General features: G+C 71.7%; 11 protein-coding genes. 7 read left to right on the top strand and 4 right to left on the bottom strand.

Annotated elements, in window-relative coordinates; all coding sequences use genetic code 11:
• Positions 1 to 54 precede the first annotated feature (54 nt).
• Both ACFVQG_RS34580 and ACFVQG_RS34575 read left to right on the top strand, forming a co-directional pair.
• The gene (locus ACFVQG_RS34580) at positions 55 to 1686 is read left to right on the top strand and encodes a succinic semialdehyde dehydrogenase (protein WP_383391423.1); all 1632 of its coding nucleotides are present in this window, start codon (positions 55 to 57) and stop codon (positions 1684 to 1686) included.
• 40 nt (positions 1687 to 1726) lie between these two features.
• Positions 1727 to 3511: a GMC family oxidoreductase N-terminal domain-containing protein gene (locus ACFVQG_RS34575; protein WP_383391421.1), complete on the top strand. Its 1785-nt coding sequence runs from the start codon at positions 1727 to 1729 to the stop codon at positions 3509 to 3511.
• 102 nt (positions 3512 to 3613) lie between these two features.
• Here ACFVQG_RS34575 and ACFVQG_RS34570 read toward each other — a convergent pair whose 3' ends face one another.
• The gene (locus ACFVQG_RS34570) at positions 3614 to 4216 is read right to left on the bottom strand and encodes an LAETG motif-containing sortase-dependent surface protein (RefSeq protein ID WP_383391418.1); all 603 of its coding nucleotides are present in this window, start codon (positions 4214 to 4216) and stop codon (positions 3614 to 3616) included.
• Here ACFVQG_RS34570 and ACFVQG_RS34565 point away from each other — a divergent pair.
• A complete protein-coding gene (locus ACFVQG_RS34565) occupies positions 4188 to 4568 on the top strand; it encodes a hypothetical protein (RefSeq protein WP_383391416.1) in 381 nt (126 codons plus the stop codon). The genes ACFVQG_RS34570 and ACFVQG_RS34565 overlap by 29 nt on opposite strands.
• Before the next feature lie 945 nt (positions 4569 to 5513).
• Here the strand turns inward: ACFVQG_RS34565 and ACFVQG_RS34560 are convergent.
• Entirely contained in the window at positions 5514 to 5795 is a 282-nt protein-coding gene (locus ACFVQG_RS34560; RefSeq protein WP_383391413.1) for a chorismate mutase, read from the bottom strand.
• Positions 5796 to 6107: 312 nt separating this feature from the next.
• Here ACFVQG_RS34560 and guaA point away from each other — a divergent pair, with 312 nt between their 5' ends.
• Positions 6108 to 7685 (top strand): glutamine-hydrolyzing GMP synthase, encoded by a 1578-nt coding sequence (gene guaA, locus ACFVQG_RS34555; RefSeq protein ID WP_383391410.1) that lies wholly within the window; start codon positions 6108 to 6110, stop codon positions 7683 to 7685.
• An 18-nt stretch (positions 7686 to 7703) separates the two neighbouring features.
• On the opposite strand, the gene ACFVQG_RS34550 is transcribed toward guaA, so the two are convergent.
• Positions 7704 to 8177, bottom strand: coding sequence for a pyridoxamine 5'-phosphate oxidase family protein (locus ACFVQG_RS34550; protein WP_383391407.1), 474 nt, complete (start codon positions 8175 to 8177; stop codon positions 7704 to 7706).
• A 151-nt stretch (positions 8178 to 8328) separates the two neighbouring features.
• Between ACFVQG_RS34550 and ACFVQG_RS34545 the strand changes: the two genes are divergently transcribed.
• Positions 8329 to 9123: a class II aldolase/adducin family protein gene (locus ACFVQG_RS34545; RefSeq protein WP_383391770.1), complete on the top strand. Its 795-nt coding sequence runs from the start codon at positions 8329 to 8331 to the stop codon at positions 9121 to 9123.
• Positions 9124 to 9142: 19 nt separating this feature from the next.
• On the opposite strand, the gene ACFVQG_RS34540 is transcribed toward ACFVQG_RS34545, so the two are convergent.
• Complete coding sequence (locus tag ACFVQG_RS34540) at positions 9143 to 10039, bottom strand: DUF4429 domain-containing protein (protein WP_383391405.1); 897 nt, start codon at positions 10037 to 10039, stop codon at positions 9143 to 9145.
• Between the two features lie 166 nt (positions 10040 to 10205).
• On the opposite strand from ACFVQG_RS34540, the gene ACFVQG_RS34535 reads away from it, so the two are divergent.
• On the top strand, positions 10206 to 11495 hold the full coding sequence (locus ACFVQG_RS34535; RefSeq protein ID WP_383391402.1) for a hypothetical protein: 1290 nt from the start codon (positions 10206 to 10208) through the stop codon (positions 11493 to 11495).
• Positions 11496 to 11725: 230 nt separating this feature from the next.
• Positions 11726 to 12256: a DoxX family membrane protein gene (locus ACFVQG_RS34530; protein ID WP_383391399.1), complete on the top strand. Its 531-nt coding sequence runs from the start codon at positions 11726 to 11728 to the stop codon at positions 12254 to 12256.
• Positions 12257 to 12264: the final 8 nt, after the last annotated feature.

Raw genomic sequence — 12264 nt, 5'->3', positions numbered from 1 at the left:
ATCCCCATTACCGACGGGTACACAAACCCCGCGCCCAGGCATACCCTGCGGCTCATGACGGACGCGCAGGCCAAGGAAGAGACCGGTCACGCCGGTCGGATCGGCACCAACCCCCTCGCCCCCGCCCCGGCGGGCGCCCGTACCGCAGCCGATGTGGTCACCCCGGAGCTGGTCGCCCAGCTCACCAAGGGCGTGACCGGTTCCGGACGGACCGCCAACCACACGCCGTTCACCGGCGAGAAGCTGGCCGACCTGCCCGAGTCCACGCCCGAGGACGTGGCGCGGGCCTTCGAGGCGGCCCGTGCCGCACAGACCGTCTGGGCGCAGGTGCCGCTCCGGCAGCGGGCCGCCGTCCTGCTGCGCTTCCACGACCTGGTGCTGGAACGCCAGGCCGAGGTGCTCGACCTGATCCAGCTCGAGACCGGCAAGGCCCGGCTGCACGCCCACGAGGAGGTGCAGGCCGTCGCCGTCGCCGCCCGGCACTACGGCCGCCGCGCCGCCGCCTATCTGAAGCCCAAGCGGCACGCCGGTGCGGTACCCGCGCTGACCCGGGTCACCGAAGTGCGCCACCCGCGGGGCGTCGTAGGCCACATCGCCCCCTGGAACTACCCGCTGGAGCTGTCGGTCGGCGACGCGCTGCCCGCCTTCGTCGCGGGGAACGCGGTCGTGATGAAGCCGGACACGGAGACCTGCCTGACGGCCCTGTGGGCACGGGACCTGCTGGTGGAGGCGGGACTGCCCGCCGACGTCTGGCAGGTCGTGATCGGTGACGGACCGGTCGTCGGCCCCGAGGTCGTCCGGCACGCCGACTACGTCTCCTTCACCGGCTCCACCCGCACCGGCCGCGAGGTCGCCCAGGGCGCCGCCGCCCGCCTGGTCGGCGTCTCCCTCGAACTCGGCGGCAAGAACGCCATGCTGGTCCTGGACGACGCCGACCTCGACAAGGCCGCCGCGGGAGCCGTGCGCGCGTGCTTCTCCTCCGCGGGCCAACTGTGCATCTCCGTCGAACGGCTGTACGTCCACGAGTCCGTCGCCGACGCCTTCCTGGAGCGCTTCGCCGCCCGCACCAAGGCGATGCGGCTCGGCACCTCCCTCGCCTACGGCGCCGACATGGGGTCGCTGGCCGGTCCGGGCCAGTTGCAGACCGTCATCCACCACGTGGAGGAGGCCGTCGCCAAGGGCGCCACGATCCTCGCGGGCGGCACCGCGCGCCCCGACATCGGGCCGCACTTCTACGAGCCGACCATCCTCGACGGCGTCACGGAGTCCATGACCGTGTGCGGCGACGAGACCTTCGGCCCGGTCGTCGCCGTCTACCGCTTCACCTCCGACGACGAGGCGGTGGAGCGCGCCAACGCCACGCCGTACGGCCTCAACTCCTCGGTCTGGACCAAGGACGCCCGCCGTGGCCGCGCCCTCGCCGCCCGGCTGCGCACCGGCACCGTCAACATCAACGAGGGCTACGCCTCCGCCTACGGCAGCGTCCAGTCCCCGATGGGCGGCATGAAGGACTCCGGGCTCGGCCGCCGCCACGGCGCCGAGGGCATCCTCAAGTACACCGAGGCCCAGACGGTCGCCCACCAGCGCCTGCTGCCGATGGCTCCGGCTCTCGGCATGGACGACGAGAAGTACGCGGCCTTCATGAGCCGCAGCCTGCGCCTGATGAAGGCGTTCCGCTTCCGCTGACCGCGCCCCACCCCCAGCACGTACTCAACGAGGAGCGACCGTGCCCCAGGACACCCATGACTACGACTACGACGTCATCGTCGTCGGATCGGGCTTCGGCGGCTCCGTCACCGCCCTGCGCCTGACGGAGAAGGGCTACCGCGTCGGCGTCCTGGAGGCCGGTCGCCGCTTCACCCGCGACACACTCCCCAAGAACTCCTGGGACCTCAGGAACTACCTGTGGGCACCCAAGCTCGGCATGTACGGCCTCCAGCGCATCCATCTCCTTGGAAATGTCATGGTCCTGGCAGGCGCGGGCGTCGGCGGCGGCTCCCTCAACTACGCCAACACCCTCTACGTGCCGCCCAAGGCGTTCTTCGACGACCCCCAGTGGCGCGACATCACCGACTGGCAACAGGAACTGAAGCCGTACTACGACCAGGCCCAGCGCATGCTCGGGGTGCGGCTCAACCCCACCATGACCCCCTCCGACGTCCATCTGAAGGCGGCGGCGGAACGGATGGGGTGCGGCGACACCTTCCACCTCGCCCCGGTCGGCGTCTTCTACGGCGACGGCAAGGACGCCGACGGAACGGCCAGGGCCAAGCCGGGCGAGAAGGTGCCCGACCCGTACTTCGGCGGCGCGGGCCCGGAGCGCACCGCCTGCAACGAGTGCGGCGAGTGCATGACCGGCTGCCGCCACGGCGCGAAGAACAACCTCACCGAGAACTACCTCCACCTCGCCGAGAAGGCGGGCGCGGTCGTCCACCCGATGACGACGGTGGTCTTGCTCACGGACGACTCCCGCGGCGGCTACGCCGTCACCACCGTGCCGACCGACAGGAGGAAGAAGCGCGACGGCCGCGTCTTCACCGCCCGGCGCGTCGTCCTCGCCGCCGGGACCTACGGCACCCAGACCCTGCTGCACCGGATGCGGGCGGGCGGACAACTGCCGTACATGTCCCAGCGCCTCGGCGAGCTGACCCGCACCAACTCCGAGGCCCTCGTCGGCGCGCAGACCAGCGACCGCCGCTACCGCAGGCTCACCGGCAAGGCCAAGGCCGACTTCACCCGCGGCGTCGCCATCACGTCCTCCATCCACCCGGACGCCAACACCCACATCGAACCCGTCCGCTACGGCAAGGGCTCCAACTCGATGGGCGGCCTGTCCATCCTCCAGGTGCCGTACGCCGAGGGCTCGTCCCGCCTGCTGGCCTGGCTGGGCAACGCCGCCCGCCACCCGATGCTGGTCCTGCGCTCGATGTCCAACCGCCGCTGGTCCGAGCGGACCATCATCGGCCTGGTCATGCAGTCGCTGGACAACTCCCTGACGACGTATCTGAAACCGGGCGGCGTCGGCAAGGGGCTGCTCACCGCCCGGCAGGGCCACGGCGCCCCCAACCCCAAGCAGATCAAGGCCGCGACCGAGGCGGCGTCCGCGATCGCCACCGAGATCAACGGCTTCCCCGGCTCCAACGTCGGCGAACTCATGGGCACCCCGCTCACCGCCCACTTCCTGGGCGGCTGCCCCATCGGCGACTCCGCCGAGACCGGCGTCATCGACCCGTACCACCGCCTCTACGGCCACCCCGGCATCTCGGTCGTCGACGGCGCGGCCGTCTCCGCGAACCTGGGCGTCAACCCGTCCCTCACCATCACCGCGCAGGCCGAACGGGCGATGTCGTACTGGCCGAACAAGGGCGAGGCCGACCCGCGTCCCGCGCAGGGAGTGGCGTACGAGCGTCTGCAACCGGTCGCGCCCAAGTCGCCGGTCGTCCCGGCGGACGCGTTCGGGGCGCTGCGGCTGCCGTTCCTGGGGATACCCACGGTGCCGCCGAAGGCGTGAGCCGGGGGCAAGGCCGGAAGTGAGGCCGAGGGTGCGGGAAGCAAGAAGGACCTGCGCCCCCCTCCGAGCGCAGGTCCCTCTGTCTTTGGTGCTGGGCACCCGTCAGGCGTCGGCGTCGGCCTTCCGCCGCCGCACCGCGAACACCGCGCCCGCACCGGCCACCACGGCGACACCGCCGACGAGGCCGATCATCGGCAGCGCGGAGCTGGAACCGGTCTCGGCGAGGCTGCCGGTGGCCGCGACCTTGCCCACCTCGTCGAGGTCGCCCATGCCGCCCTGCGGCTTGGCGTCGCCCGGGTTACCGGCGTCCGAACCGGCGGCCAGGATGTCGAAGAGGTAGATCCAGCCGTTCGGGTCGTCGGCGAGCCAGCAGAGGCCGTCCTCCGTCGAGTACTGGGCGAAGCCGCCGGTCAGACCGATGGCGTCGGGCACCTTGCCGCTGACGTTGAGCCGCAGCTGGAACGAGGTCGACTGGCCCGCGCCGAGCGAGAAGGCGGAGAGGGTCGCGCCCTCACCGGCCGCGTCGGCGAGCGTCCGCCAGCTGCCGCTGGCCTTGTCGAGGACCTGGACGCTGAGCTGGCCCGAGTAGTCCTTCTCGTCCCAGCCGATCGCGGCGACACCGATCAGCGGAACGATGTCCTTGATCGTCTCGTCGCCCTTGTTGGAGACGTTGAACTTGAACGAGGTCCAGCCGCTCCCGGCCACGATCGTCTCGGGCAGCCTGGACAGACCGCTGGTCAGCGAGTCGCTCAGCGCGATGTCCGCGTCGGTGTCGGCGCAGGGCTCGGGCTTCTCCTCACCGGCCGTCTCCGACGGGCTCGGGCTGGGGGAGGCGCTCCCCGTGGCCGACTCGGTCGGGCTGGCGGACGACGTCGCGGACTGGCTCGCGGAGTCCGAGGGCGCCGGGGGCGTCGTGGTGGTCTCGCCCGAGGTCTCGGACTGCGAGGTGCTCGGCGCCGGAGCGGTCGTCGAGTCCGACGGCGACGCGCTGTCGGCGGGGGACTCCGTGACCGAGGCGGACACCGAGGGCGACGAGGACGTGTCACCGGTCGCGTAGGCGGCCGGGGCCGACAGCAGTGCCAGCGGGGCTATCGCGGCGGTGGCGGCCGCCGCCGCGACAGCACGGCGAAGCTTCATGAGGACCTCTATCGAGGAGTCGGCGTGCTGCTGTGCCGCAGCACGTCTGGGCGGGTGGGCTCCGAGCCCCGCGGCGCGAGTGTGGCCCTTGGTTCAGCAGGTTTGATCCGCGACGTGGGGGAATGGTTGTCCCGGCGCTCACGGAAATTTAATGTGGCCTGCGTCACATCGGGTTGGGGTGCCACATCGGGTTGGGGTGCCGCGCCGGGTTGGGGTGCCACATCGGGTCGGGGTCGCGCCGGGTCTGGTGTCGCATCGGGTCTGGTGTTGCGCCGGGTTGGGGTGTCACGCCGGGTCTGGTGTCGCGCCGGATCGGGGTGTCACGCCGGATCGGGGTGTCGCGCCGGGTCGGTCGCGGTGTCACGCCGGTTGGGATGCGTCCCAGCGGCTCGGAGGTGTCCGGGCACAGCGAAGGGCCCCGCGGTGCTCGGCCGCGGGGCCCTTCTCCGTCGGCACCGGCGTCAGGGCTTCGCCGGTGCGCGGGGGCGGCGCCGGGGGGGTCGCGCCGCTTTCGTAGACGTCCTGGGAGTTTCCGGGGGTGTTCTGGGCGTCTGCGGGGAGTGTTCCGGGTCTCTTCTGGGGGTTCCGCCGGTCGGCCCCGGGCGTCCCCGGAGCCGACCCCTTGGGTGACCGGGCTGCTGTCCCCTGCCGTCCGGTCACGGTCTGGAGCGAGGTCCCACGACGCACGGCACGATCCGCACGTCTCATCGCCCCAGTGAGCCACGCGTGGTTCTTTCGGGCCCGCCCCTGGCTGGCACGGACACCGGGAACAACGAAGGGGCGTGGGCCGCGTCACGCTCCGTACGGGTGAGAGGGATGCGTACGTCTGTGCCGGGAACGGGGTTTCCCCCTCGCGGAACGGGGCTCAGATCCTGCCGCGGCACAGCTCCAGGAGCGTCATCGCGAGGGCCGTGCCCGGCTTGCCCAGCGCCTCCCGGTAGTGGCCGAGGACCTCCATCTCGCGGGAGAGGTTCACCCGACGGCCGCCGGAGGAGATCCGGGCCTCCTGGATGACGGCGGAGACCGCCATCCGTTCCTGGATCAGACCGATGATCCGGTCGTCGAGCGCGTCGACGCGCTCCCGGGCGCCGGTGATCACATCGGCGGCGTCCGCGGTACGGGCGCCGGTCACGTCGAGGGCGGTCATGGGGGACTCCTTGGGGATCGGGGGTCCCGGATCGACACGGCCCGGAAACGCCAGACGCCCCGGACCTCGTCGGCCCGGGGCGCCTGGGATGTGGCTTGTCAGTTGCTCAAGCAGCACGACCATGGCAGCCGGTGGGCCGGTTGCCATAGGTAAAGACGTAGGTCTGGTGCGTGAGCATGGCGCCCAGTATGCCGCGCGCCCCGGGGACCTCCAAGCCGGTTCGCATCCTGAGACGGCCGGACTCGGGGGCCACCCGTGGCCGCCCCGTAGAATCGACGGCACAGCCCCTTTCAAGCCGCCGGAAGGCAACCCGTGTCACCAGCGACCCCCGCCGCCGCCCCCGACACCGTCCTGGTCGTCGACTTCGGCGCGCAGTACGCCCAGCTCATCGCCCGACGCGTCCGCGAGGCGCGGGTCTACAGCGAGATCGTGCCGAGCACCATGCCGGTGGCAGAGATGCTCGCCAAGAACCCGGCGGCGATCATCCTCTCCGGCGGTCCCTCGTCGGTGTACGCGGAGGGCGCCCCGCGCCTGGACCGCGCGATCTTCGAGTCCGGCGTCCCCGTCTTCGGCATGTGCTACGGCTTCCAGCTGATGGCCCAGGCCCTCGGCGGCACCGTCGACAACACCGGCGCCCGGGAGTACGGCCGTACCCCGCTGCACGTCTCCAAGGCGTCCTCCACCCTCTTCGAGGGCACCCCGGACGAGCAGTCCGTGTGGATGTCCCACGGCGACGCCTGCTCCGCCGCCCCCGAGGGCTTCACCGTGACCGCGTCCACCGACGTCGTCCCGGTCGCCGCCTTCGAGAACGACGAGAAGAAGCTGTACGGCGTCCAGTACCACCCCGAGGTCATGCACTCCACGCACGGCCAGCAGGTCATGGAGCACTTCCTGTACCGCGGCGCGGGCCTGAAGCCGGACTGGACCACCGGCAACGTCATCGAGGAGCAGGTCGAGGCGATCCGCGCCCAGGTCGGCGACAAGCGGGCGATCTGCGGGCTGTCCGGCGGCGTGGACTCCGCGGTCGCCGCCGCCCTCGTCCAGAAGGCCATCGGCTCCCAGCTGACCTGCGTGTACGTCGACCACGGCCTGATGCGCAAGGGCGAGACCGAGCAGGTCGAGAAGGACTTCGTGGCCGCGACCGGCGTGCAGCTGAAGGTCGTGGACGCGGAGGAGCGGTTCCTGGCGGCGCTCGCCGGGGTCTCCGACCCCGAGGAGAAGCGGAAGATCATCGGCCGGGAGTTCATCCGCGTCTTCGAGCAGGCGCAGGCCGAGATCATCGCCGACGCGGGTCCGGCCGTCGAGTTCCTGGTCCAGGGCACCCTCTACCCCGACGTCGTCGAGTCCGGCGGCGGCACCGGCACCGCCAACATCAAGTCCCACCACAACGTGGGCGGCCTCCCCGAGGACCTTGAGTTCAAGCTCATCGAACCGCTGCGCAAGCTGTTCAAGGACGAGGTCCGCATGGTCGGCCAGGAGCTGGGCCTGCCGGACGAGATTGTCCAGCGCCAGCCGTTCCCCGGCCCCGGCCTGGGCATCCGTATCGTCGGCGAGGTCACCAAGGAGCGGCTCGACCTGCTCCGCGAGGCCGACGCCATCGCCCGTGAGGAACTGACGGCCGCTGGTCTCGACCGCGACATCTGGCAGTGCCCGGTGGTGCTGCTCGCCGACGTCCGCAGCGTCGGCGTCCAGGGCGACGGCCGCACCTACGGTCACCCGATCGTGCTGCGCCCCGTCTCCTCCGAGGACGCGATGACCGCCGACTGGTCGCGGCTGCCGTACGAGGTGCTCGCGAAGATCTCCACCCGGATCACCAACGAGGTGAAGGACGTCAACCGGGTCGTGCTCGATGTGACGAGCAAGCCGCCGGGCACGATCGAGTGGGAGTGAGCCCCCTTCTGAGAGGGCTCAGGTGCGCTTGACCGTGCGCAGGGCGCGGTCCGGCTGCCAGATCTGGACGACCAGGTACGTGTCGTCCTCGACGTAGGTCCGCACGACCTCCGTCAGCTCGGCGCGGAAGAGGTGGAACGGCTCCGGCGGTTCCACCTCTTCGCTGTACCGGGCCTTCTCCCGCGGGTCCCGCACCTCCACCGCCCGCCCGGCGATCCGTACGTCCCCGCCGCCCATGCCCGTGCCCTCGCCGGGGTTGGCCTGGAGCGCGAAGCGGGCGTCGCGGCGCAGGTCGAGCGCCTTGAGCGAGCCCGGCATCATGCCCAGCCACAGTTCGCCGTCGAGGAAGCGCACCTCCAGGCCGGTGGTGCGGGGGGAGCCGTCCTTGCGCAGGGTCGCCAGGACGTGGTGCGTGAAGGCGCCGAAGCGCGCCTCGACGGTGCCGGCCAGCTCGGGTTCGGCCGCGGCGAATGCCGCCCAGTTCGTTGCCATAGGGGGAGTGTGGCGCCGATACCGGACATCCGCTGTCAGGTATCGGGTACCCGTGTCAAGTGACGCGCGCCGAATGCCCGCGTGCCCCTGTCATCCTCGCCTGACCGACGGTAACTTCCCGCCCGTGACGGAACCCAGCGCCGGAGGACCCATGCTCGGGCCCAAACCCCCGCAACCCCTACCCACCGACCGGCTGCGGTTCGCCATGCCGCCGAGGCACGACTCGGTCGAGGACGAACGACGCCACCGCAAGGAACGCCTCGCGGGCGCGCTGCGCCTCTTCGGGCGGTCCGGCCTCGAGGACGGGGTGTCCGGGCACATCACGGCCCGCGACCCGGAGTTCTCCGACTGCTTCTGGGTCAACCCCTTCGGGCTGCCCTTCAAGCACGTCACCGTGAGCGACCTGGTGCTGGCCAACCAGGACGGCCAGGTGATCGACGGCAACTACCACGTCAACCAGGCCGCCTTCACCGTGCACGCCCAGGTGCACGCCGCGCGCCCGGACGTCGTCGCCGTCGCCCACTGCCACTCCCCGCACGGCCGTGCCCTGTCCGCCCTCGGTGAGCTGCTCGACCCGATCACCCAGGAGAGCTGCGCCTTCTACGAGGACCACGCCCTCTACGACTCCTACAGCGGCGTCACCGTCGACGCCGGGGAGGGCCGCCGTATCGCCGCCGCGCTCGGCTCGGGCAAGGCGCTGGTGCTGCGCAACCACGGGCTGCTGACGGTCGGCGGCTCGGTGGACGCGGCGGCCTGGTGGTTCCTGTCCATGGAACGGTCCTGCCAGGTGCAGCTCACCGCCCGCGCCGCGGGCCGCCCCGTCCTCATCGACCACAAGCAGGCCGTCGCCACCCGGGAACAGCTCGGCGGCGACCTGGTGGCCTGGATCAACTACCAGCCGCTGTGGCAGGACATCAGCCGCAGCGAGCCGGATCTGCTGAGCTGAGCCACCCTTTCGCAAGGGTTCAGAAGTCCCGCAGCACCGCCGCCTTGGTGCGGGCGAACTCCTCGTCCGTGAGCACCCCGTCCCGGTGCAGCTCGCCCAGCTCGCGCAGTCGGCGCAGCAGTACGTCGTGGTGGTCGCCCACCGATCCCGCCGCCGGGAGCGCGGCCGTCGGCTGGTGCGGGAGGCGGGCCAGGGGAGCGCCGGTACGGGTGGAGGGGTGCGGCAACCGGGCGGTGACCGCGGTGGCGACCAGGGCGGTGAGCAGATCGCGGCGGGCACTGCCCCACAGGTCCAGGGCGTAGGGGTCCTTCTCGGGCGGCAGCTTCGAATACGCCGTTTCGCGCGTCACGAACCGCAGGAAGCCGTTCTCGTAGCCGGTGTTGGGCAGCCACTCGACCTGCACCAGATCGCCGAGGGCGAGGATCCGCGGGCCGGTCGCGCGCTTGACCCGGTCGGAGGTGTCGCTCCAGTCGATACGCACCTGGATACCGTCGAAGGACACCGTGCCGTCGGAGGAGCGGACCGACACCGGCACCGGTGGGCCGGGCAGCAGGAAGGTCTTGGTGGGGTCCTTGGGGACCTGGTCGAGAAGGAGCGCGCGACGGATCTCCTCGGCCACGTACTCGGCGACCCCGGACCGGTCCACGTTCACCACCAGCCGGTAGGGGTCGGCCGGGTCCGGCAGTCTGCCGCCGGTCGCCTGGAGCAGCGGGTCGGCGCCCTCGCGCAGCCGCAGCCGGAGCCGCCCGCGCTTGCGCTCGGGTTCGAAGACGATGTCGGACACGGCTTCCAGCGGCACGGCGATCTCCCCGTACGTCTGCCGGAACAGCGGCACGGACCGGTGCAGCCCTGGCGTGATCCTGATCGTCGTACCGTCGAAGGCCCAGGTCCCGTCACGCTGGATGATCTCGGCCATACGGAGATTCTCGCAGCCGGGTCAACACGGCGGTCGCGCCTTCACTCTCATGAGCCCCCGATGGCCCCACCTGCCGGGCGTGGCGGACGTGGCGTAGGGCACAATTCGCTGTCGTCGCATCGGAGTTGCGGTGTGGTTCGGCCGGCGGGGAAGGCGGTTGCGGGGCGTGGCGGTGCAGGAGGCCAGACAGGGCGTGGAGACGGACGCGCGCGGTGCTGCCCATGGAGGAGGCTGCACGTGCGGGGACTGCCCGCACGGGGCACGGGAAGGCCACCGGCGGGCGGTCGCCGCGTTCCTGCTGCGGCGGGACGAGTTCGCGGCCGGGCACGGGCTGCCCGCCGCGGTGGCGCACTCCGCCGCAGCCTCCCGCCAGTGGGTCTCGGACGAACTGACCCAGTCCGCCCAGCTCGTCGCCGAGCGCGGCCGGGCCGAGGGCGAGGCATGGCTGGCGGGGCTGTGGCGCCGCACGGCCTGCACGGTGTGGGCGGGCGTCGTCCTCCTGCTGCTGGGACAGGCGCTCACCGCGATCGGGTCGGGCTGGACGGCCGCCCGCACCGCCGGACTCGCCGCCGCGCTGCTGCTGGCCGCCACGCTCACCGCGGCCTCCTGGTACCACCGGGCGCGCGGCGGCGCGCTGGCGCCCGTCATCGGTGAGGACAACCGCCTGTCCACCTCCCGTGCGGTGGCCGCCGTGTGGGTGCTGTTCGTGGTGTACTCCGTTCTGGTGCTCGTGGGACGGCTCGCCGCGGCCTCCGGGCCCGCCGAGCGCGACACCCTGATCTCGGGGCTCGAACTCGCCCGCGGCGCGGGCATGGTGACCGTGCTCGCCGTGGTCTGCGCGATCGCGGTCGTGGTGCGGCGGGTCGTCGGGGTACGGGTGCTCGGGCAGCGGCTCCAGAAGGTGCGGGCCCACCGCCCACGCGCCGCCGACCTGCTGACCGACGACTCCGGGCGCGGCACCTTCGGCGACATCCAGTACGTCGCGATCAGCGCCGTCGCCCTGCTGTTCGCGGCGGTACGGCTGGCCCGCCGCCCCGACCAACTGCCCGACCTGCCCTGGGGCCTGGCGGTGGTGATGCTGGTGTCCGCCGCGACCTACTTCGCCGGGAAGTACGCCGACGGCGGGCGCCCGGTGATCCTCTCCGTGGTGCGCGCCCGCGAGGCGGGCGACCTGGACGCGCCGATCCGCACCGGCGAGGACATCGAGATCCGCGGCGCCGGTTTCGTACCACCCGGCGCCGGAACCGCGGACCGCCTGTCGCGGATGGTGGTCCGCGTCGGCGCCGTCCACGTCCATGTCCCCCTGGTCCCCGTCTCCGGCGGCTTCAGCAACCCCACGGACAACCTGCTCACCGTCCCCGTACCGGTGGATGTGGAGCCGGGCAAGGTGGAGGTACGGGTGGTGACCGCGGCCGGGGTGGAGACAGGGGCGTATGCGATCGATGTGACGGAGTGAGTCGACAGGATCGATGCGACGGGGTGAGTCGACAGGATCCATGCGACGGGGCGAATCCACACGATCAGTGCGACGGCGCGAGTCCGCACGATCGGTGTGACGGAGTGAGTCACCAGGGACCGCCGGGGTGAGTGCGGGTCCCGGTAACTCGTTGGACGAGGGCTGAGCGGTATCTCCCCGCCGTGCGTATGGTCGTTCGTACGGTCTTTGGTGGAGAGGCGGCGGCAGCGATGACACATGGGTTCCCTACGGATCCACATACCTCGCGTCTCAACGGCGACGGCAACTGGCGGGACACCGCCACCCGCTATGCCCTCCTCCCCCTCCGGATCTTCCTCGGCGTCACCTTCATCTACGCCGGTCTGGACAAGCTCACCGACAGCGCCTTCATGAAGGACTCCGGCGCGGGCTCGATCGGCGACCTGATGCGCGGGGTCCGTGACTCCTCCGCCATCCCGGCCCTGGTCGACCTCGCCCTGGAGAGCCCCGTCGGCTTCGGCTACGCCATCGCCTTCGGTGAACTCGCCGTCGGCATCGGCACCCTCCTCGGTCTCCTCGCCCGCCTCGCCGCCCTCGGCGGCGCGCTGATCTCCCTCAGCCTGTGGCTCACCGTCAGCTGGGCGTCCGATCCCTACTACTACGGCAATGATCTCGCCTACCTGATGGCCTGGCTGCCTCTCGTCCTCGCCGGTGCGCCGATGCTGTCGCTGGACGCCGTGTGGCGGGGGCGGCGGCAGCGGCGGGTGGGGGCGCACGGCTGAGGCGAGTG

The organism is Streptomyces sp. NPDC057877 (assembly GCF_042796855.1).
GTDB lineage: Bacteria > Actinomycetota > Actinomycetes > Streptomycetales > Streptomycetaceae > Streptomyces.
Note: the sequence above shows the minus strand (reverse complement) of the source record. Positions and strands in the feature narration are given on the sequence as shown.

Bases quoted from the DNA above. Each gene is read 5' to 3' on its own strand.
- ACFVQG_RS34580 (WP_383391423.1), top strand. From the start codon at position 55: ATGACGGACGCGCAGGCCAAGGAAGAGACCGGTCACGCCGGTCGGATC.
- ACFVQG_RS34560 (WP_383391413.1), bottom strand. From the start codon at position 5,795: ATGACCGCCCTCGACGTGACCGGCGCCCGTACCGCGGACGCCGCCGAT.
- ACFVQG_RS34550 (WP_383391407.1), bottom strand. From the start codon at position 8,177: ATGGCAACGAACTGGGCGGCATTCGCCGCGGCCGAACCCGAGCTGGCC.
- ACFVQG_RS34545 (WP_383391770.1), top strand. From the start codon at position 8,329: ATGCTCGGGCCCAAACCCCCGCAACCCCTACCCACCGACCGGCTGCGG.
- ACFVQG_RS34540 (WP_383391405.1), bottom strand. From the start codon at position 10,039: ATGGCCGAGATCATCCAGCGTGACGGGACCTGGGCCTTCGACGGTACG.
- ACFVQG_RS34530 (WP_383391399.1), top strand. From the start codon at position 11,726: ATGACACATGGGTTCCCTACGGATCCACATACCTCGCGTCTCAACGGC.